Below are 20,786 nucleotides of genomic sequence, written 5' to 3'. Positions count from 1 at the left end.
CGGGTGTTTGTGTATGGGGTGTCAGCCGCGTGAGATCTCGATCATGTCCTCGCGCGGAACCACCTTGATGCGTTCGCGTACGATGCCGGCGTCCGGGTTTTCGGCGGTCCATGCGGCGCCAAGGGCTAGTTCGTGCGCATCGAGCTTGTTCCAGCCTTCCCAGGTGGTGTACTCGACTCCCCGCTCTTCCAGGAGGTGGATGATGGCCTGCGGATCCGGGTTTTCCGCAGGGGGCAGCGTGAGCCGATCCTCCAGCAGGCAGCCGATGGTCTCCAGGGCGTCACCCTTGGTGTGCCCGATCAGGCCGACAGGTCCGCGCTTGATCCAACCCGTGGCGTAGATTCCCGGTACCGGTTTGCCCTCGGCGTCCAGCACCCGGCCGCCGTCGTTGGGAATGACACCGCGGCGGGCGTCGTACTCAAGCTCGTCAAGCGGCGAACCGTGGTAGCCAATGGCGCGGTAGACGGCCTGGACCGGATACTCCACGAATTCACCGGTGCCCTTGACGTTGCCGGTGCCGTCCAGTTTCATCCGCTCGAACTTGATGCCGGAGACTTTCCCCGAACCATCTTCTGAAACAATCTCCACCGGGCTGTGCAGGAAATGCAGGTGCAGGCGACGGGAGGAGGGTTCCTCGGCTTCGGCATGTTCCTCGACAAGCCAGTTGGTCAGCGTGTTGACCATGGTCTTGACCTGGTTGTTGCTGCGGATGGCCTCGTCCGAAGCTTCGTCAAACTCGAAGTCCTCCGGGTACAGCACAATGTCCACGTCGTTGGAGTGTGAGAGCTCGCGCAATTCCAGCGGAGTGAACTTGATCTGGGCCGGACCGCGGCGGCCGAAGACGTGCACATCCGTGACCGGGGAGGCCTTGAGGGCGGCATAGACGTTGTCGGGGATCTCGGTCACCAAGAGGTCATCCGCGTGCTTGGAGAGCATGCGGGCCACATCCAGCGCGACGTTGCCGTTGCCGATGACTGCTACTTCCTTGGCATCCAGCGGCCACTCGCGGGGCACGTCCGGGTGTCCGTCGTACCAGGAGACGAAGTCGGCCCCGCCGAAGGAGCCTTCCAGCTCGATTCCCGGAATGTTCAGGTCCGCGTCCTTGACGGCCCCCGTGGAGAAGATAACGGCGTCATAGAAGGAGCGGAAGTCATGGAGCGTGAGGTCGCGGCCGTACGTCACGTTGCCGAGGAAGCGGATGTCTCCGCGATCCAGGACCTTGTGGAGCGCGTTGACGATGCCCTTGATACGGGGATGGTCAGGGGCAACGCCGTAGCGGATCAGGCCGTACGGTGCGGGGTACGCCTCGAAAAGGTCGATGCTGACCTCGACGTCGCCGTCCTTGACCTCGTTCGATTTGGTCAGGATATCCGCGGCATAGACGCCGGCCGGTCCTGCGCCGACAATGGCGACGCGCAATGGACGTTTTGAGGTGGTTTCGGCCGAGTTGGACACCGTGAACCCTTCTGAGACAGGAATCCGCCCCGCGTGGTGGGGCGCGCAGTTTCCAATTCTAGTTCTCAGTTGCGGCCGGAACGTCAGTAGGTGGCGGCAGGTGACACAACTGGGCGAGGAAGCTCACACTACCTTTCCGGCCGTACGGTCAGGAATACCCACACAAAATGTGGTGTTGTTGACTTTGTGTCTACGCCCGAGCAAACCGCTGCCCAGTCCACCATCACCGCATCGCATGCTTCAGAAGCGGCCGCCGCCGCAGCAAAGAAGGAGACGACGGCGGGCGTGGTGTTCGGTATCGGGGCGTACGGCTTGTGGGGCCTGCTTCCGCTCTACTTTGTGGTCTTGCAACCCGCCGGAGCCGTGGAAATCGTCGCCAACCGAGTGGTCTGGTCGCTTATTTTCTGCGCCCTGCTCATCACCATCACCCGGACGTGGCGCCTCCTCGGCAATGCCTTCAAGGAACGGACCGTCATCGGACCGCTCGCGATAGCTGCCGGTCTGATTGCCATCAACTGGCTCACCTACACCTTCGGCGTCACTACCGGGCACGCGGTCGAAGCCTCGCTCGGCTACTTCATCAACCCGCTCGTGTCTGTGCTGCTTGGTGTGTTCGTCCTGAAGGAAACGCTTCGCCCGCTCCAGTGGGCCGCCGTCGTGATTGGTTTCATCGCCGTCGGCGTCCTGACGGTTTCCTATGGAAAGCTTCCGTGGATCGCCCTGGTCCTGGCGTTCAGCTTTGGACTCTACGGTTTCGTGAAGAAGCGCGTAGGACCGAAGGTCAGCGCCATCACAAGCCTTACGGTCGAGACCGTGGTCCTTGCGCCGATTGCGGGCGCCGTCATGGTTGTCCTCGGCGTCACGGGTGCCGCGACCCTGGGCAGCGACGGACCTGCCCACTTCTGGCTGCTGGCGGCTTCGGGCATCATCACCGCCGTACCGCTCCTGTTCTTCGGCGCCTCCGCACGCCGCCTGCCCATGACCACGATCGGACTGCTGCAGTACTTCGCACCGATCCTGCAGTTCATCGTGGCCTTGACGGTCCTCCACGAGGCCATGACACCTGACCGCTGGGTAGGCTTCGGCATCGTGTGGCTGGCGCTGCTGCTCCTGACCCTGGACATGCTGCGCACGGCACGCAAGAACTCGGTAATCAGGAGAAACGCAACCAGGAAAAACGCCCGGCTCGGCGCGGCCTAGGGGCCCTGCAATACGGAGCATGCCCCTCCGTACCCACCACGACCGAACATGTCCATTGGTACCCACGGGGCATGCCCCCCGTTAAACGCCAAGGATGGACATAGCAGCACTATGTCCATCCTTGGCGCGCAGAGGGGAGCATGTCCCCGCTGGGAGTGGGGCTACGCGTTGGCCTTGATGGCCGCTGCCAGGACCTCAAGACCGTCCAGGAGCAGTTCGTCGCTGATGACCAGCGGGGGCAGCAGGCGGATGACGTTGCCGTAGGTGCCGCAGGTCAGGATGATGACGCCTTCCTGGAGGCATGCGGCGGCAACGGCCTTGGTGAGTTCCGGGTTCGGTTCCTTGGAGCCGGCCTGGACCAGTTCAATGGCCAGCATGGCGCCGCGGCCGCGGACGTCCCCGATGACCGAAACTTCACCCGCGAGTTCGCGCAGGCGGCCAAGCGCAATTTCCTCAATGTGGCGGGCGCGGCCGTTGAGGTCGTGCTGCTCCATCGTGTCGATCGCAGCAAGCGCGGCTGCGCACGCAACCGGGTTGCCACCGTAGGTGCCGCCCAAGCCGCCGGGGTGAACGGCGTCGAGCAGGTCTGCACGGCCCGTGATGGCTGATAGCGGGAGGCCGCCGGCGATGCCCTTGGCCATGGTGATGATGTCAGGGACAACGCCTTCGTGGTTGACGGCGAACCATTCACCCGTGCGGCAGAAACCGGACTGGACCTCGTCGGCAATGAAGACGATGCCCTTTTCCTTGGCCCAAGCGGACAGTGCCGGCAGGAAGCCCTCAGCCGGGACAATGAAGCCGCCCTCGCCCTGGATCGGTTCGATGATGATCGCGGCAACCTGCTCGCCGCCGATCTGCTTCTCGATCATGGTGATGGCGCGCTTGGCGGCCTCGGCACCCGTGATCTCCGGGTTCTCCTCGCGGAACGGGTAGCTCATCGGCATGCGGTAGACCTCGGGCGCGAACGGGCCGAAGTTGGTCTTGTACGGCATGGCCTTGGCTGTCAGCGCCATGGTCAGGTTGGTGCGGCCGTGGTAGGCGTGGTCGAAGGCGACGACGGCGTCACGACCGGTGGCGAGGCGGGCAACCTTGACGGCGTTCTCCACTGCTTCGGCACCGGAGTTGAAGAGCACGGTGCGCTTCTCGTGGTCGCCCGGGGTGAGGCGGTTCAGCTGCTCGGCGACGGCGACGTAGCCCTCATACGGGGTGACCATGAAGCAGGTGTGCGTGAAGTGCCCGGCAGCTTCCTGGACAGCGGCGACGACGGCCGGGTCCGAGGCACCCACGCTGGTGACGGCGATGCCGGAACCGAGGTCGATGAAGGAGTTGCCGTCCACGTCGCGGATGATGCCGCCGTCGGCGTCCTCAACGTAGACCGGCACGCCCGAGGACACACCGGCAGCGACGACGGCTGCGCGGCGCTCGTTGAGGGCCTGGGACTTGGGGCCGGGGAAGGCGCCGTTGATGCTGCGCTTCTGGTCCAGGCGGTAGGTGATTTCATGTGCTGTTGCGGTCATGATGGTTCTTTCTTTCTTGCTTTTGCGTGTCGTGTGTAGGGTGCCGGTGGGGACTCAGGCATCAAGTGCAGACATAACGTGCTTGATGCGCGTGTAGTCCTCGACGCCGTACATGGACAGGTCTTTGCCGTAACCGGACTGCTTGAAACCGCCGTGCGGCATTTCAGCGGTCAGCAGGATGTGGGTGTTGATCCAGACAGCACCGAAGTCCAGGTCGCGGCTCATGCGCATGGCCGTGCCGTGGTCCGTGGTCCAGACGCTGGAGGCCAGGGCGTATTCGACGTCGTTGGCCATCTCGAGTGCCTCGGCCTCGGTGGTGAACTTCTGGACGGTGATGACGGGTCCGAAGGTTTCCTTCTGGACGACGTCGTCAGTCTGCTTGGCGCCCGTGATGATGGTGGGCTCGAAGAAGAAGCCTTTGTCGCCCGCACGGTGGCCGCCGGTTTCGATCTTGCAGTTGGCCGGCAGGTGCTCCACTACCGAATTCACGGCGTTGAAGTGGTTCACGTTGTTGAGCGGGCCGAAGTAGTTTTCCTCGTCGTTCTGCGAACCGGTGTGCAGCGTCTTGGTGTGCTCCACCATGGCGGCAACCACGTCGTCGTGGATCTCGTCTTCGATCAGCACGCGGGTGATGGCCGTGCAGTCCTGGCCGGCGTTGAAGAAGGCGAATTCGGCGATCGCCGCTGCGCTCTTCTTGATGTCGGCGTCCTTGAAGACGATGGCCGGGGCCTTGCCGCCGAGCTCCAGGTGGGCACGCTTAAGGCCCTTGGCCGCTCCGGAGGCAACGGCGATCCCGGCACGGACGGAACCGGTGATCGAGACGAGGCCCGGGACCTTGTGCTCCACCATAATGGAGCCGGTGGCAGCGTTGCCGAGGACCACGTTGAGGACACCGGCCGGGAGGATCTCCCCCGCGAGCCGTGCGAGCACGAGCGTGGATTCCGGAGTGGTGTCGGAGGGCTTGAGGACAACGGTGTTGCCTGCGGCGAGGGCGGGGCCGATCTTCCAGATAGCCATGAGGAACGGGTAGTTCCACGGCGCGACCTGGGCCACGACGCCGATCGGTTCGCGGCGGACGTACGAGGTGTGACCCTCGAAGTACTCGCCGGCGGATTTGCCTTCCATGATGCGGGCGGCGCCCGCGAAGAAGCGGAGCTGGTCGGCACCGGCGGCGACTTCCTCGGACGCGATGAGGGCGCGGACCTGGCCGGTGTTGCGGTGCTGCGCCTCAACGAGCTCGTCGCTGTTGGCCTCGATGGCATCCGCGAGCTTGAGCAACATGAGCTGGCGCTGGCCCGGCGTGACGTGCTTCCAGGACTTGAAAGCTTCCTTCGCCGCGTTCATGGCGGCGTCGACGTCGGCCTCCGTGGAGATAGGCGCGTGGGCGACAATCTCCCCGTTGGTGGGGTTCACAATGTCTAGCAGTTCGGTGCCTGCCGGCGTGACGAACTCGCCGTTGATGAAGTTCTGCAAGGTTTGGACCACGGTGTACAACCTCTTTCGGTGTCTAGGCATTGGTTTCAGCTGCTCCGAGCCTATGCCAGCACCCCGTAGTGCGGAATAGTCAGGTGCACACCCTGACCACTCCGACTTAGTGCGAATGACCAGTGCCGGGATATCCTTTTTGGCATGGCAATGTCACTCGCCGCGCTCGTCGCCGTTCCCTCCCTCCGGCTCCGTAAAGCCGGCCTCGCGGAAACCACGTGGAACGAAGATATCCGCTGGGTGGCCGTGACCGAACAGGAGGATCCCCAACGCTTCCTCAATGGCGGGGAGCTGATCCTCACCACGGGCCTCAGGCTCAACGGGGCGGCGGAACAGCGTCGCTTCGTGCGCCAGGTCCAGCGCGCGGGAGCCGTCGGCATCGGCTTCGGCACCGGGTTGACCCACGAGGCCATGCCGCCTGCCCTTATCGCGGAGGCGAACCGATGGGGCCTCCCCCTCGTGGAAGTACCGTATGAGACCCCCTTCATCGCCATTGGCAAACTCGTCGCCGATTCCCAATCCGCTGACCACTACTCCAAACTGGAACGCCTCATCGCCGGCCACCAGATCCTGGCCCGCGCCCTGCTGACCGGCGGCGGCCTCGGCGAACTACTCAAGCAATTGGGCAGCATGCTCCGCACCGACATCGCACTCACCCAGTTCAGCGCCCAGCTTTACAACAGCGTGGACGGGAAGCCCGCGCCCACGGCGGAGGATTGGGCGTCCTTCCCCATCCCGACAGGCCGCCGCGATGCCTGCACCCTCTGGATCAAGCAGCCCTTCGGCGACACCGGGATTGTCGGCTATGCCCAGAACCTGATCAGCGTGGAACTCAACAACATGGTCAAGCAGCGCCAGAGCCAGCGGGCCTTGGCGGGCCAGGTGCTGGACGATGTCATCCACGGAACGCTGGACGCGATGGAGGGCGCCCGCCGCCTGGCCGGCGTCGGGATCAACAGCACCCGCAAAAACGTGGTGCTGCTGGTGGTCTCCGCCGCCCACCACAAACAGCTCGGCACCACCTCGCTTCCGCAATCGCTCGACGGCGGGGTGACCGCCGTCGTCGGGAAGGATCTGGTGACGGTAGTGCCCGACGACGGCAGTTCCGCGAGCGCGCTGGCCAAGGATCTCAGTGATCACCTCTTGGAGGCGGGGATCCACGCGGTGATCGGGATTGGCGGCGCCTACACCAAGCCCAACGGCGTGCGCTGGAGTTACTTCGAAGCGCGCGACGCCGTGGCGCACGGCCTGCCGGTCAACGAACCCGAGCGGCTCAGCCTGACCTCGCTGTTGCTGGCGAGCGAGGATGTGCCGTTGGCCGATATGGCCAGCGAGGCGCTCACTCCCCTGCGCAAGTTCGACGCCGAGCATGGCTCGGAGCTCGTTTCCACCCTGGAAAGCTACCTCAACCACAATGGTTCGGTGGCCGCCGTCGCCGAAGCCCTGACCCTGCACCGAAACACGGTGCGTTACCGTTTGGCACAAATCACGGACCTCACCGGCTACGACCCCGCCCAGACGCCGGACCGGGTGCAGCTGTGGCTCGCCCTGGCCGTGCAACGGCTGGGAGCGCGCAACCCGCGCTAAACGTTCCCCCCGACGCCAGCCCCGCGCCGCGCGCATGCCGTGCCCGGAGACGTTGGCCACAAAACTTCCCCCACCAAACATCAAACGTCTAACCTTTAAGTATGGCCTCGACTCCCCCGACTCCCCGACCGATGCAAGCAACGACGGTGCCAGCCGCTGGCGGACCCGCCGCGCCGAAATCCCGGGTGGTCGCCGTCGTCGGGATCGTCGCCGTCATCCTGATCGGCTTGAACCTGCGTGCCGGCATCACCAGCGCGGCGGCACTGTTCCACGATTTGCAGGCTTTCCTCGGCTACGGAGCGCTTGTCGCGTCGATTCTTCCGTCCATCCCCTTGCTGTGCTTCGCCGTCGCAGGATTGGGCACCTCGTGGCTGTCGCGCCGGATCGGCGTTGAGAAGTCGATCTTCGTAGCGCTGGCAATGTTGGCCGCAGGGCTCCTGGTCCGCAGCGTCCCCGCGACCAGCGCCCTCCTCGCCGGCACAGTGTTGGCGATGTCCGGCCTGGCGGTATGCAACGTGGCTATGCCCTCGTACATCCGCGAGCACTATGCGAGCAAGACCTCCATGATGACCGGCCTCTACACCTTCACGATGTCAGGCGGTGCCACCTTCGCCGCGGCAGTCAGCGTGCCCTTGGCCCAGCAGCTGGGCTCGCCGTCGATGGGCCTGGCCGCGTGGGGCCTCCTTGGCGTCGCCGCGCTTCTTGGCTTTCTCCCGATGGTCCTCCACGCTCATCGCACCTCACGCAGGGCCAGCCAGGAGCATGTCTCGATGTGGCCGCTCCTGCGTACGCGGCTGGGTTTCCTCATCACTTCCATCTTCACGCTGCAGGCCCTCCTTGCGTATGCCGTGATGAGTTGGTTTGCCTACATTCTGACAAGCCAAGGGCTCAGCGCCTCAGCGAGCGGCCTCCAGTTCGGGCTCATGCAGCTGGTTTCGGTGGCCGCCGGCATGATCCTCCTGGCCATCGGCTCGCGGCCCGGCATGATGCGTCCCGCCTTGTACCTGGGTAGCGGGACCACCCTCCTGGCGGTCCCGGCAATGCTGTTGCTCCCGACGTCTTTCGCGGCAGTTCCGGCCGTGATGTTCGGCTTCGGCCTGGGCATCTTCCCGCTGGTCCTGGTGATCATCAGCCGGAGCGGGCGTACGACGGCGGAGACCACCGCCATGTCCACGGTCGCCCAGTCCGTGGGGTATTTGATTGCGGCGTTGGGACCGTTCGGCATGGGCCTGCTCCATAGTGCCACCGGCGCCTGGACCCTTCCTTTGGCGCTCCTTGCCGTGGCGGCCTTGGCTCTCATGGTGACCTGCCACTTGCTGACCAGCAAACGTACGCCGATCAAGGCCGGACCAAGGCCCGTGGCATGAGCCTGATACCTTCGCACCGGCCAGCCTTGGCCGAGGAAGTCACCAAACAACTGCTCGGGATGATCCAGTCCGGAGAGTGGCGACTGCAGGAAAAGATTCCCGCTGAGCCGGAACTCATGGCCTCGCTCGGGGTCTCGCGCGGGACACTTCGCGAAGCCATCAAAGGGTTGGCCCACAGTGGCATGTTGGAGGTCCGCCGCGGTGATGGGACCTACGTCCGGGCCACCAGCGAGATCTCCGGCGCAGCCCAAAGGATTTACAAGGAACACACGCAGGAGCACATAGTCGAGGTCCGGATGGGGCTCGACACCCAAGCCGCCCGACTAGCCACGAAGCATGCCACGGCCGAAGACATCGCCGCCATGCGGGCGCTTCTCCAGCTGCGCCACGAAGCGTGGCTCGCGGCCGACTACCCCGCCTGGGCGCGCGCCGATTGGGATTTCCACGAACGGGTGGCCTTGGCTTCGGGCAACCCGTTGCTCCACCAGTTGTATGTCTCCTTCGGCGGGGTCTTCCACGACGATCTCCTGCGCCAACAACGCAAGTCCGGCTTCAACGGTATCCCGCACGAAGGCCACGACGAGCTCGCCGACGCCATCGAGGCACGCGACGAGGCGGCCGCCGTCGCGAGCGTGTACCGCAACCTGGACTTCGCAGCGGAATGGATCAATTGCTGACGCCCGGTCACCTAAAGCCCTCTTTACACCGATCCCTCGCGCAGATGACGTGACCGGGCGTCGGGAAAAAGCCGGCCGGACGTGGCCGGGCGTCGGGAAAAAGCCGGCCAGACGTGGCCGGGCGTCCGGGGTGGCTACTTCGGGGCGGCGGCGCCTCTTAGCTCGACACCGGCGTCGGCTGCCTCCCGGAACGGGGCGTCTATGAGCACGACATCGCGGCCCACACGGTGCAGCAGGCTTGCGGCGACGCTGGCCCGATAGCCGGAAGCGCAATGAACCCAGATCCTCGCATTCGGCAACTCGTCCATCCGGCGCAAAAGCTCGTGCAACGGAACATTCATTGCCCTGGATACATGGGACGCGGCAAATTCCTCCGTACGGCGCACGTCCAGCACGGTTTCGCCCGGGGCCCGGTCCCGCACCAGCCCCGCCCAGTCGGTGACCGGATACTGCACCAAAGACGTGCTTGGTGCCAGAGCCCCGGGATCCTGGCCCACGGCAGCATCCGGGGAGTCGAATCCGATCCTTGCCAGGTCGCGGATGGCCTTTTCGACGTCGTCGTGGGCGCCCAGCAATGTCAGCGGCTGGTTCCATGGCAGGACCCAACCGAGGTAGCTCGTGAAGCTCGATCCTGTCCCGTATTCAAAGGCCACACTGCCGCGGAGATGGCTCGCGGCGAATGCGACCCTGTTACGCAGGTCCACCACCCATTCCCCGGCAGCGAGCCTGCGCTCCAGCTCCGCGGATTCCACCGATTCCGGCACGTCGAGCAGTGCGGGTTCCGGGCCCCGGGCGTTGAGCGGGCTCATGTGCGCGTAGTAGCTCGGGTAGGCCGTGATGCTCGCCAACAGGTGCCGCACAAAGTGGTCTTCGTCAGGGTCAGTGAGCGCATGGTTGGTGGCGCCCTGCTGACCGAGCGTCGAAACGGAGACCTTGCTCGCGGGACCGATGGAACAAAACGAACCGAAGCCATGGGTGGGATACAGGATCGCGTCCGGCGCGGCCTCAGCAACGAGCCGCCGAACCGAGGCGTACTGGTCGTGCGCCAGTCCGGCGGTGTCCCCTGGTCCAATCAGATCCGTCCGGCCCACCGAGCCGTAAAGGAGGCTGCCGCCGGAGAACACGGCTTGCCGCACTCCGGTCCCGGCGTCGGTCCCGGCGTCGGCGGCGCTCCCGGCGTCGGGGTCCGAAACTACATAGGCCAGGTGCGTGTGCGTATGGCCAGGAGTGGCCACCGGCTTGACGGACAGTCTGCCTACCTTGAACGTCTGACCCGGAACAACGGGCTCACGCTCAAACGCAACCTTGTCCGCGGCGTTCACCAGGTAGCGGGCATTGTGCTCCCGGGCAAGGATGAGTCCACCGGTGAGGTAGTCGTTGTGGAGGTGCGTCTCGGCGACATGCGTGATGGTCACACCGGCGTTTCGAGCTGCTGTTTCGACGCGGTCGGTATCGCGCTGGGGGTCGATCACGAGCGCTACCTTGCCGTCATGAACGAGGTAGCTGCGGTCCCCCAATTGGGTCGTTTCGATGACCACGACGTCCATATCGCGAGTCTAACCCCGACAACACGCATCGCGGGGTCACTTACGGCCCATTCCGATGCTTCGGATGGGCCGTAAGTGACCTCGCGTTGGAAATCCTAGACCTGGGCGGCTACACCGTCGCGGGAAATGTCCACCATGTCCTCACGCGGCACAACCTTGATGCGTTCGCGCTGGACCTCGACGCCGTGCGAGGTGCCGGCGTCGGACGCGGCGGCACCCAGGGCACGCTCGTGGGCGTCAAGCGCCAGCCAGCCTTCCCAGCTGGTGAACTTCACGCCGCGGGCGTCGAGGAGCTCGACGACGGCGTCCGTCTCGGGAACTGCGGCGAACGGGAGGTTTTCGCGGTCTTCCAAGAGGTACGTGATCGTCTCCAGGGCGTCGCCCTTGGTGTGGCCGATGAGTCCGATGGGACCACGCTTGATCCAGCCCGTGGCGTACAGCCCAGGAACGTGCTGGCCTGAAGCGTCCAGCACACGGCCGCCGTCGTTCGGAACGACCCCGCGCCGGTGGTCGAACTCGATGTCCGGGAGGGCAGAACCGAAGTAGCCGATGGCCCGGTACACGGCCTGGACCGGGTAATCGACGATCTCGCCGGTACCGCGCACGTTGCCGGTTCCGTCCAGCTCTGTGCGCTCGAACTTGATCGCGGCAACCTTGCCCGGGGTCTCCGCGGAATCCACGATCTCCACCGGGCTGTGCAGGAAGTGCAGGTGCAGCCGGCGTGAGGCCTTGAGCTCAGACAGGTCCTCGGGCTGCTCTGCGATCCAGTTGGTGAGGGTGCCCACCATGGTCTTGGTCTGGTTGTTGGTCTGGATCTGGCGGTCCGACTCTTCGTCAAACTCGAAGTCCTCCGCGTAGAGGATGATGTCCACGTCCTTGGAATGGGACAACTCGCGGAGTTCCAGCGGGGTGAACTTCACCTGTGCCGGACCGCGGCGGCCGAAGACGTGAACGTCCGTGACCGGAGAGGCCTTGAGGCCGGCGTAGACGTTGTCCGGAATTTCGGTGACGAGGAGGTCGTCCGCGTGCTTGGACAGGACACGGGCTACATCCAACGCCACGTTGCCGTTGCCGAGCACGGCCACGGAGGTCGCTTCGAGCGGCCACTCGCGGGGCACGTCCGGGTGTCCGTCGTACCAGGAGACGAAGTCGGCTCCGCCGAAGGAGCCCTCCAGCTCGATGCCCGGGATGTTCAGATCGGCGTCCTTGACGGCTCCGGTGGCGAAGATGACGGCATCGTAGTGGGTGCGCAGGTCCTCGATGGAGATGTCCGTGCCGTAGTCGACGTTGCCGAAGAAACGGATGTCACCGCGGTCCAGGACCTTGTGCAGGGCGTTCACGATGCCCTTGATGCGGGGGTGGTCAGGGGCAACGCCGTAGCGGATCAGGCCGTAGGGGGCCGGGTAGCGGTCGAAGAGGTCGATGCTGACCGTCAGTTCGCCGCTCTTGACGGCCTCGCTCTTGGTCAGGATATCCGCGGCGTAGACGCCGGCCGGGCCGGACCCGACGACGGCGACGCGCAGCGGGCGCTCGACAGATCCAACGGTGGTGCTAGATGACACGGCTGTGTTCCTTTTCAGTGTGCTTCTGGGGCTACGGGGCGGTGACGCGGGGCTTGTTGGGGGTCAGCGTGCTGTAATCAGCGGTCTTGAAATGTTCAGGGGCAAACGGGCTGACACGCACGACGTCGCCGATCACAATCACTGCGGGATTTGCGACGCCGGTGGCCTCGGCTTGGTCTGCAATGCTTGCCAAGGTGCCGATCGTGACGCGCTGTTCGGGCATGTAGCCGTTCTCTACGATACCTACTGGCGTGTCCAAGGGCATTCCGGATGCCGCGAGGGCAGCGGCGGATTCCCGGAGTTTGGCGACACCCATGAGCAGGATCACGGTGTGGTCGGGTCGTGCCGGGACCTCGGATAGTTCCTCGTGGCCGGTCACCACGCTGAAGCCTTTCGCAAGTCCGCGGTGCGTCACGGGAATTCCAGCTGCCGCCGGCACGGAGATCGCCGAAGTGACACCGGGAACCACTTCAACCTCGACGCCGTTCTGCCGGCAGAACTCAGCTTCCTCGCCGCCTCGGCCCAAGACGTAGGGGTCGCCGCCCTTGAGCCGGACTACGCGGTGTCCGGCAAGCGCTTCCTCCACGAGGATGCGGTTGATCTGCACTTGCGGGACGGGGTGGTGGCCGGGGGTCTTGCCGACTTCGATCACGCGGACGTCCGGAGCGAGTTCGTGGAGCAGCTCGCGCGGTCCAAGACGGTCCGCGACGACGACGTCGGCCTGGCCCAGGAGGCGCCGGCCCCGGACCGTGATGAGTCCGGAATCGCCGGGACCGCCACCCACAAGCGCGACGCTTCCGGTGGAGGCACGACGACGGCGGAGCGGGAGGTCTCCCGTCTCGAGTGCGGTGGCAACTGCGTCGCGCAAGGCCATGGCACGGCGGGGGTCTCCCCCGGCGTTGATGGCGATCTTCACGTCGTCTACCACTGCGACGGCAGGCGTCCAGGCTGCAGAGGATTCATGGTCGGAGGCGTTGACGCACCAGATGCGCTGCGCCTCGGCGTCGGCCGCCACCTGGGCGTCCACAGCGGCAACGCCGGTGGCAGTCTGGACGAACCAGACGCCGTCGACGTCGGAAGAACGGTATGTGCGCGGCTCCCAGGCGAGCAGGCCGGAGGCGACGAGTTCGCGGAGCGCGTCAGAGGCAACGGGAGCCACCACGGTCACGCGGGCACCGGCGTCGAGCAGTCCCTTGGCGCGTCGCGCAGCCACGGGTCCGCCGCCCACCACCAGCACCGGGCGGCCGAGCAGCCGCAGGGCTGTGGGGTAGATGTCCTGTATTGCCATGAAAAAACTGTAGGGCCGGGCCGTAACATGCTTCAAAGGTCCGGAAACACCAGTTCACGCTAGGTAACCCGGCGTCACATAGTGGCTGAGACGGGTGCCGTCTACTTCACGGCGATGAGTTCGATCAGCCTAAGGCCCGGGTCCTTCCCGAGCAGTGCCGGACCGTGCTCGCCAAGTGCGGCGGGGATGTCGCCGTCGAGGTGGGCCTGCCGGTCCTCCTCGGTGTCGAAGGTGTCGAAGATGCCGAAGGTGTTTTCGTTGACCTGAAAGGCGTACCACGTCCGGGTCCCGGGTTCGTCGAGCACAATCTCCCGGCCCCCGTTGAGGAAATTCCAGACCTCTCAGGGAAAGACGTATTTGGCGATGTTGCCCAGCAGCTTGGCGTTGTAGTCCACCCCGAGCTGGTTGGGGACGGTAACGAGCACCGTGTCGGCGGCCTGCACCGCGGCGTCCCTTGCGAGTTCCTCCGCCAAAGCATCGGGCGCACCGACGTAGCTCTTGCCGAATCGTGACAAGGCACCGTCGAGCATGCCCACCTGGTCCCGATTCTCCGCCTGCGCGCGGAGCCCGAAATAGTGTTCGTCCTCGGCGTCCACCACGGGAATGATGCTGCGGCTGACCGAAACACGTGGCTCGAAACCGTGTCCAGCGGCCGTCCACGCTTCCCGGAACATGGCGATCTGCTCGGCCTGGAGTTGGTCGAACGGAACCCCGGTGTCCTCGGTGAGGAGGGTGGAGCTCATGAGGTTCATTCCTTGTTCCGCGGCCCAGACGGCGGTCTTGCGGGTGCCGGCGCCCCACCAGATCCGCTTCGGCAGTCCCGGCGATGTCGGTTGGATCGGCAGGAGACCGCGGCCGCCGCCCATGAAGGCAGGGTCCGCCTCGGCCACCCCATGTCCCGCGATGGCATGGCGGAACACGGCGGTGTGCCGGCGGGCCATGGCCGCGTCGTCCTCACCCTCGCCAGGCTGGTAGCCGAAGTACCGCGCGCCGTGCAGCGCCGGCTCGGGTGAACCTCGGCTGACGCCCAGCTGGAGCCTTCCCCTGCTGATGAGGTCCGTGGCCGCGGCTTCCTCCGCCATGTAGAGGGGGTTCTCGTAGCGCATGTCGATCACGCCGGTGCCCATCTCAATCCGGCTGGTCCGGGCAGCGATGGCCGCCAACAAGGGGAACGGCGAGGCCTGCTGGCGCGCGAAGTGGTGGACGCGGAAGAAGGCGCCGTCGATGCCAAGCTCTTCCGCCGCGACGGCCAAATCAATTCCCTGCAGCAAGGCATCGCCGGCCGAAGGAGTGCGCGAGCCTTGGACGGGTCCCCAGTGGCCGAAGGAAAGAAAACCGATTCGTTTCATGCCCGCATCAACCACGCAACCGGCCGGGGAATTCCTTAGCGCGTGCTCCCCGCCGGCTGCGAGGTAGGGGTTGAGGCAGCCCGTTTCGATGGTTCCCTGCGCGGACGACGTTGCCGAACAGCGTGTGTGCAGGGAACCGTCGAAACGGCAGGAACCGGGCCGGAGCTAGCGCGTGCTGCCCGCCAGCAGGCCGCGGCGCAGCAGGAGGCGGCGCTCAATCGGAGCGAAGACCAGGAGCTCGATCAGGATGCCCACAAACAGGATCGCCAGGATCGCGGACATGACCGTGGCCATGTCGGACAAAGTACGGCCCTGGTCCAGGAGCGAACCGAGTCCGAAGCCGATGGTGCCACCAACAGCGATGATTTCGGCGGCCATGAGGGATCGCCAGGAGAAGGCCCAACCCTGCTTGAGCCCACCGAGGTAGCCGGGAAGGGCCGCTGGCAAGACAATCTGCAAGGCCATCTGTAGTCGCGAGGCACCGAGGACCTTGCCGACGCTCCGGAATTGCGGCGGGATCTGGTCCACGCCGGAAATCAATCCGTTGATGATGGACGGGATAGCACCCATCAGGACGACGAAGTAAACAGTGCCGTCGGAGAGCCCGAACCAAATGATGGCAGCCGGAACCCAAGCCACGGACGGCAGGACCTGCAGGCCCGAGATGAGGGGCCCGAAGGCGCGGCGCAGAGGCTGCACCTGGGCAAGGATCAGCCCAATCGGCGTTGCCACGACCACGCTGATGAGGAAGCCGATCACCCCGCGTTGCAACGAGGTGAGGATTGCTTCCTGGGCTTTGCCTTCGGACCAGAGTTCACCGAACTGCCCGAGCACATCAAGCGGTCCGGGAACCTGGTCCTGGCGCTTGAGGCCCAGGGAGACATAGAACTGCCAGGCAAGGACGAGTACCAGGAGTGCCGCAATCGGGAGGATGATCCGGGTCCAATCGATATGCGCCTTGCGGTGGGCGTCCGACTGGAGTTTGTCGAGCCCCGCTTCAAGGTCGCGGAGCTCGTCCGGGTTTCCCTTCAGGGACGGCGAGGTGATGTGGCGGGATTCTGAGGTTTGCTCGGCTGCGTGCTCCCCTGCCGGCAGCGTGTCTTGTTCAATTGGCATGGCGGCGGATCTCCTCGCGCAGGCGGCGGGTAATGGTTCCGGTCAATTCCCCGGCACGGCCGGCGTCGGTCCGGTGTTCCTCGGTGACGTTCCACTCGGCCACGACCCGTCCCGGACGGGAGGACAGCAGCAGGACCCTTTGGCCGAGCCTGACGGCTTCGCGCACGTTGTGCGTCACGAACACGATGGTCCGGCCGGTTTCCTTCCAGATCCGCTCGAGCTCATCATGCAGGAGGTCACGGGTGATGGCGTCGAGGGCGGCGAACGGTTCGTCCATGAGCAGCAGCTGCCGGTCCTGGGCCAAAGCGCGGGCCAGGGCAACGCGTTGCCGCATGCCGCCGGAAAGCTCGTGGGGGCGCTTGTCTCCCGCGCCGCCCAGATGTACGAGGTCCAACAACTCGCCTGCCCGGGCCGCACGCGACGCTTTGCTCTGGCTGCCGGACTTATCGGCGAGCTTGAGCGCGAGTTCGATGTTGCCCCGGGCAGTGAGCCATGGGAACAGCGCAGAGTCCTGGAACATGAAGGCCGCGCCGTCGCTGGGCACCTCGAGGGCGCCCGACGTCGGCTGGTCGAGTCCCGCGAGGATGTTCAGCAGGGTGGATTTGCCGCAGCCGGACGCACCAAGCAGGGCGACGAACTCGCCTTGCTGGATGGTGGCGTTGACGTCGTCCAGCACCGGGGCGCCGGCGCCGAAGCGTTTACCCAGGTGTTCCAGTACGACTGGCATGGTCCCGTCCTTCGTTCGTTGCTTGGTTGGTGAATGTCCAGCAGCTGCTAGTCAGTTCAGTCTTGGCCCAGTCCCGCGGCCGAGGTCTTCTGTCCCGTGACGCTGTTGAGGGCGCGGAGGTCGAAGATTCCGTTGATGTCGGCTTGCTTGGTGATCCCCGCGTCCACACCGTCCTGCAGGAGCTTTTTGTAGGTTCCGGCCAGGGGGTCAACGGTGAAGGTGATGTTCTTCAGGGAACGGTCGATGACGTCGGCCGGGAGGGTGCTGCCCGCTGTTGCCTTGAGCGCGGCGTTGATGGCGTTCGCCTTGTCGGCGGCCGAAGCACTGTTGAGCCAGTCCACGGCGGCCTTGTTGCCCTTGAGCAAGGCGGTCACCGTTTCGGGGTGCTCGGCGGCGAACTTCTTGCTCACGATCAGGATCGTGGTCGGGAATTGACCCTTATCCCAGAGGTCCTTCTCGTCCACCAGCACCTTCGCACCGGCTTGGAGCACCAGGCGGGAGGCCCAAGGCTCAGGCAACCACGCGCCGTCGAGCTTTCCGTCTTGGAACAACTTGAGGATCTGGGCGTTTTCCGTCGGGTTGATCGCGACGTCGCCGCCGCCGTTCGGGTTGGTCTTCAAGCCCTGTTTGCCCAACCAGGCACGCAAAGCCACGTCCTGGGTGCCGCCAAGCTGGGGCGTGGCCAGGGTCTTGCCCTTCAGGTCCGCCGCGGAGTTGATGCCGGGCTTGACCACCAGCTGAGCGCCGCCGGAGGCTGCGCCGGCGATGATGTTGATCGAAGCGCCCTTGCTCTGGACGAACGAGTTGATGGCCGGGTTCGGGCCGAGGTACGCGGCGTCGATCGCGCCGGCGTTCAATGCCTCGATCGCGGCGGGTCCGGCGTTGAAGATCTGGGTGCTCAGCTTGGTGCTGCCGAGTTCCTTGGCGATCAGGCCCTTGCTCACGCCGACGAGGGCGGGTGCGTGGGTGACGTTGCCGAAATAGCCCAGCTTGAGCTCCGCGGCAGGCGTCGTCGTTGCCGCTGCCGCCGAGGCGTTCGCTTCGTTGTTTTTTGCCACGACCGATGCAACGGCAGCACCGGCGCCGATAAGGAGGACCAGCCCGAGCGCAATGGCGATCTCGAGCAGGCGGCGGCGCTTGGGCTTGTTGCTTTCACCGGCGACGATGCGCACGGTTCCCGGGTTCGGGGCGGGCTGCTGTTCTGGGGACTTTGACATGGTGATCCTTGGAGTGCGTGAAGGGAGGGGGCGTGTTGTCAGGCCCCGCGACATCGCCCTTGGTGGGCAGGCAAGGACCAATCCGAAGAGGTCATGAATTCACCATAGGGACTGTCATATTTGCCTTCAATGACGCGGAAACCCGGGGTCACGCAGGTTCATCCGGCGTCACAATCGGCGCGGCCGGGCACGAAAAAACCGCAGCTTGTTTCCCGTCCCGGGCCTTGAAGGCACGGTTTGGGAAACAAGCTGCGGTTCCAGCGAACACCATCGAACAACAAGGTCAGATGACGTAACGTTCGTCCTCGTGGTCGCCCGGGTGGTCCTTCACCAAGCCGGCGGCCAGGGTGTTGCCGTCCACGGGGTCGATCACCAGGAACGCACCCGTCCGGCGGTGGTGCAGGTAGTTCTCCAACGGCAGCGGTGCGGCCAGGCGAAGCTGGGCGTTGCCGATGTCGTTCAGCTCAAGGCTGGAGGCAGCCTCCACCTTGAACGTGGCCAAATCCAGCTTGCCCGTCACATTGCGCACCAGTGCCTGGACAGTGCGGGTCCCGTGCTTCACGAGCACCTTGGCACCTTCACGCAAAGGCTTGGGCGAGAGCCAGGCCAGCGCTGCGTACAGATCGGCCGAACTCTCGCGCACGGTCCCTGCCGCGGCAATGGTGTCACCGCGGGCGATGTCGATTTCGTCGGCCAGGCGGATCGCCACGGACTGGGGAGCAGTCGCCTCGGCCAACTCGCTGCCGGCGAAGTCGATCCCGATCACCGTGGTGGTGCGCGGTTCGGCTCCCGGGCTCAGGACCGTGACCTTGTCTCCAAGCTTCACGGTTCCTTCCGTGATCTGGCCGGCGTAGGCGCGGTAATCGCGATACGCGCCGACGTCGAGCCCTGCGGCGACGGCGTCGGGGGCCAGCGCGCCCTGCGGGCGGATGACCAACTGGACCGGGAAGCGGAAGCTCTCCAGGTGGCTTTCGAGCTCATCGGCGGCCGGAAGGGTTTCCAGTACCTCGAGCAAGGCCGGGCCGCTGTACCAAGGGGTGCGGTCCGAACGGTCCACCACGTTGTCGCCATTGAGCGCTGACACCGGGATGACGAAAAGATCGGCAATCCCGCCTGTGTTTGAATCTTCACGGCCCAAGCCAAGCTCGCGGGCAACCTTCTGCACGTCCGCCTCGATCTCGCGGAAGACGGACTCGCTGAAGTCCACGAGGTCGATCTTGTTCACGGCGACGATCACGTGCGCCACGCGGAGCAACTGCAGCACCGACAGGTGGCGGCGGGTCTGCTCCAGGACTCCCTTGCGTGCGTCGATGAGTACGACGACGGCATCCGCAGTGGACGCGCCGGTCACCGTGTTCTTGGTGTACTGCACGTGGCCGGGGCAGTCGGCGAGGATGAAGCTGCGACGATCAGTGGCGAAGTAGCGGTACGCGACATCGATGGTGATGCCTTGTTCCCGCTCGGCACGGAGGCCGTCGGTCAGGAGGGCGAGGTCGATGGCCTGGCTGCCGGTGGCTCCCGCTCCGCCGAAGCCACGGTCCGCCGAGGTGCGGGCCACGGCGTCGAGCTGGTCCGCGAGGATCGCTTTGGAATCGTGCAGCAGGCGGCCCACGAGGGTGGACTTGCCGTCGTCGACGGAGCCGGCCGTGGCGAATCGGAACAGGGTTGATTCGCGCAGGCCGGTTTCCAGGAGTGAAGTCTCAGTGCTCATTAGAAGTAGCCGTCCTTCTTGCGGTCTTCCATGGCAGCCTCGGAGATGCGGTCATCTGCTCGGGTGGCGCCACGTTCGGTGAGGGTGGATGCGGCAACTTCAACAACGACGTCGGCAACCGTGCGGGCGTCGGAAACGACGGCGCCCGTGCAGGACATGTCCCCTACGGTGCGGTACCGCACGAGCTTCGTCACGACTTCCTCATGGGGCTTCGGCATGGAAACCTCGCCGACTGCGCGCCACATGCCGTCGCGCTCGAACACCTCGCGCTCATGGGCGTAGTACAGCCCGGGAAGCTCGATGCCTTCCCGCTCGATGTAGCGCCAGACGTCCAGCTCGGTCCAGTTACTGATGGGGAACGCGCGGACGTGCTGGCCCACGGTGTGGCGGCCGTTGTACAGGTTCCACAGTTCGGGGCGCTGGTTGCGGGGGTCCCACTGGCCGAACTCATCGCGCAGGCTGAGGATCCGTTCCTTGGCACGGGCCTTGTCCTCGTCGCGCCGGCCGCCGCCGAAGACGGCGTCGAACTTGTTGCGCTGGATGGCATCCAGCAGCGGTACGGTCTGCAGCGGGTTGCGGGTACCGTCGGCACGCTCGGCGAGCTCGCCGCGGTCGATGAACTCCTGCACGGAACCCACCACAAGCTTCAACCCCAGGCGTTCGACCGTCCGGTCACGGAAGTCGATGACCTCGGGAAAGTTGTGGCCCGTGTCGACATGCAGCACGGGGAACGGAACCTTTCCGGGCCAGAACGCCTTCGTGGCCAGGTGCAGCATCACCACGGAGTCCTTGCCGCCGGAGAACAGCAGCGCCGGACGCTCGAACTCGGCGACCACCTCACGAATGATATGGATAGCCTCGGACTCGAGGGTGTCAAGGGACGAAAGCCGGTCGGGCCGCAGAGCCGGAATAGCAGTCGGCGTCTCAGTTGCGTCTGTTTCCAGCACTGACAACTCCAGGTCCTCGTTGGTGATTTGGGTG

General features: G+C 65.2%; 17 protein-coding genes. 4 read left to right on the top strand and 13 right to left on the bottom strand.

What is annotated here, in order from left to right; translation table 11 throughout:
• Positions 1-21: 21 nt before the first annotated feature.
• Positions 22-1,455: an FAD-dependent oxidoreductase gene (locus J2S96_RS16045; RefSeq protein ID WP_306865625.1), complete on the bottom strand. Its 1,434-nt coding sequence runs from the start codon at positions 1,453-1,455 to the stop codon at positions 22-24.
• A 222-nt stretch (positions 1,456-1,677) separates the two neighbouring features.
• Between J2S96_RS16045 and rarD the strand changes: the two genes are divergently transcribed.
• Complete coding sequence (gene rarD, locus J2S96_RS16040; RefSeq protein WP_306865750.1) at positions 1,678-2,655, top strand: EamA family transporter RarD; 978 nt, start codon at positions 1,678-1,680, stop codon at positions 2,653-2,655.
• A 161-nt stretch (positions 2,656-2,816) separates the two neighbouring features.
• On the opposite strand, the gene gabT is transcribed toward rarD, so the two are convergent.
• Both gabT and J2S96_RS16030 read right to left on the bottom strand, forming a co-directional pair.
• The gene (gene gabT, locus J2S96_RS16035; RefSeq protein ID WP_306865623.1) at positions 2,817-4,172 is read right to left on the bottom strand and encodes a 4-aminobutyrate--2-oxoglutarate transaminase; all 1,356 of its coding nucleotides are present in this window, start codon (positions 4,170-4,172) and stop codon (positions 2,817-2,819) included.
• Between the two features lie 54 nt (positions 4,173-4,226).
• Entirely contained in the window at positions 4,227-5,657 is a 1,431-nt protein-coding gene (locus tag J2S96_RS16030) for a gamma-aminobutyraldehyde dehydrogenase (protein WP_306865621.1), read from the bottom strand.
• A gap of 144 nt (positions 5,658-5,801) precedes the next feature.
• Here J2S96_RS16030 and J2S96_RS16025 point away from each other — a divergent pair, with 144 nt between their 5' ends.
• The 3 genes from J2S96_RS16025 (at position 5,802) to J2S96_RS16015 (ending at position 9,288) form a co-directional block, all read left to right on the top strand.
• A complete protein-coding gene (locus J2S96_RS16025; RefSeq protein ID WP_306865618.1) occupies positions 5,802-7,244 on the top strand; it encodes a PucR family transcriptional regulator in 1,443 nt (480 codons plus the stop codon).
• Between the two features lie 101 nt (positions 7,245-7,345).
• Complete coding sequence (locus tag J2S96_RS16020; protein WP_370873141.1) at positions 7,346-8,611, top strand: MFS transporter; 1,266 nt, start codon at positions 7,346-7,348, stop codon at positions 8,609-8,611.
• Positions 8,608-9,288, top strand: a complete 681-nt coding sequence (locus J2S96_RS16015) for a FadR/GntR family transcriptional regulator (RefSeq protein ID WP_306865616.1) — start codon at positions 8,608-8,610, stop codon at positions 9,286-9,288. The genes J2S96_RS16020 and J2S96_RS16015 overlap by 4 nt, the downstream gene beginning before the upstream one ends.
• Positions 9,289-9,422: 134 nt before the next feature.
• Here the strand turns inward: J2S96_RS16015 and J2S96_RS16010 are convergent, their stop codons facing one another.
• The 10 genes from J2S96_RS16010 to cysD all read right to left on the bottom strand — a co-directional run bounded on the left by J2S96_RS16010 (position 9,423) and on the right by cysD (position 20,749).
• Positions 9,423-10,835 carry an MBL fold metallo-hydrolase gene (locus tag J2S96_RS16010; protein WP_306865614.1) on the bottom strand — a complete coding sequence of 471 codons (1,413 nt, stop codon included), beginning with the start codon at positions 10,833-10,835 and terminating at the stop codon, positions 9,423-9,425.
• Between the two features lie 95 nt (positions 10,836-10,930).
• Positions 10,931-12,397 carry an FAD-dependent oxidoreductase gene (locus J2S96_RS16005; protein ID WP_306865613.1) on the bottom strand — a complete coding sequence of 489 codons (1,467 nt, stop codon included), beginning with the start codon at positions 12,395-12,397 and terminating at the stop codon, positions 10,931-10,933.
• Between the two features lie 31 nt (positions 12,398-12,428).
• On the bottom strand, positions 12,429-13,685 hold the full coding sequence (gene cobA / locus J2S96_RS16000) for a uroporphyrinogen-III C-methyltransferase (RefSeq protein ID WP_306865611.1): 1,257 nt from the start codon (positions 13,683-13,685) through the stop codon (positions 12,429-12,431).
• Positions 13,686-13,786: 101 nt separating this feature from the next.
• Positions 13,787-13,990 (bottom strand): putative quinol monooxygenase, encoded by a 204-nt coding sequence (locus J2S96_RS15995; RefSeq protein ID WP_306865609.1) that lies wholly within the window; start codon positions 13,988-13,990, stop codon positions 13,787-13,789.
• Between the two features lie 36 nt (positions 13,991-14,026).
• Complete coding sequence (locus J2S96_RS15990) at positions 14,027-15,034, bottom strand: LLM class flavin-dependent oxidoreductase (RefSeq protein WP_306865606.1); 1,008 nt, start codon at positions 15,032-15,034, stop codon at positions 14,027-14,029.
• A gap of 165 nt (positions 15,035-15,199) precedes the next feature.
• Positions 15,200-16,150, bottom strand: a complete 951-nt coding sequence (locus tag J2S96_RS15985) for an ABC transporter permease (protein ID WP_306865604.1) — start codon at positions 16,148-16,150, stop codon at positions 15,200-15,202.
• On the bottom strand, positions 16,140-16,877 hold the full coding sequence (locus tag J2S96_RS15980; protein WP_306865603.1) for an ABC transporter ATP-binding protein: 738 nt from the start codon (positions 16,875-16,877) through the stop codon (positions 16,140-16,142). The genes J2S96_RS15985 and J2S96_RS15980 overlap by 11 nt, the downstream gene beginning before the upstream one ends.
• A 56-nt stretch (positions 16,878-16,933) precedes the next feature.
• Entirely contained in the window at positions 16,934-18,094 is a 1,161-nt protein-coding gene (locus J2S96_RS15975) for an ABC transporter substrate-binding protein (RefSeq protein WP_306865601.1), read from the bottom strand.
• A gap of 283 nt (positions 18,095-18,377) precedes the next feature.
• Positions 18,378-19,805 carry a sulfate adenylyltransferase subunit 1 gene (locus J2S96_RS15970; protein WP_306865599.1) on the bottom strand — a complete coding sequence of 476 codons (1,428 nt, stop codon included), beginning with the start codon at positions 19,803-19,805 and terminating at the stop codon, positions 18,378-18,380.
• Complete coding sequence (gene cysD, locus J2S96_RS15965; RefSeq protein ID WP_370873144.1) at positions 19,805-20,749, bottom strand: sulfate adenylyltransferase subunit CysD; 945 nt, start codon at positions 20,747-20,749, stop codon at positions 19,805-19,807. The genes J2S96_RS15970 and cysD overlap by 1 nt, the downstream gene beginning before the upstream one ends.
• Between the last annotated feature and the right edge of the window lie 37 nt (positions 20,750-20,786).

The sequence above is a fragment of the Arthrobacter bambusae genome, from assembly GCF_030812595.1.
Classification (GTDB): Bacteria; Actinomycetota; Actinomycetes; order Actinomycetales; family Micrococcaceae; genus Arthrobacter; species Arthrobacter bambusae_B.
The sequence above is the reverse complement of the archived record's forward strand: the minus strand, read 5'-3'. Positions and strand labels throughout refer to the sequence as shown.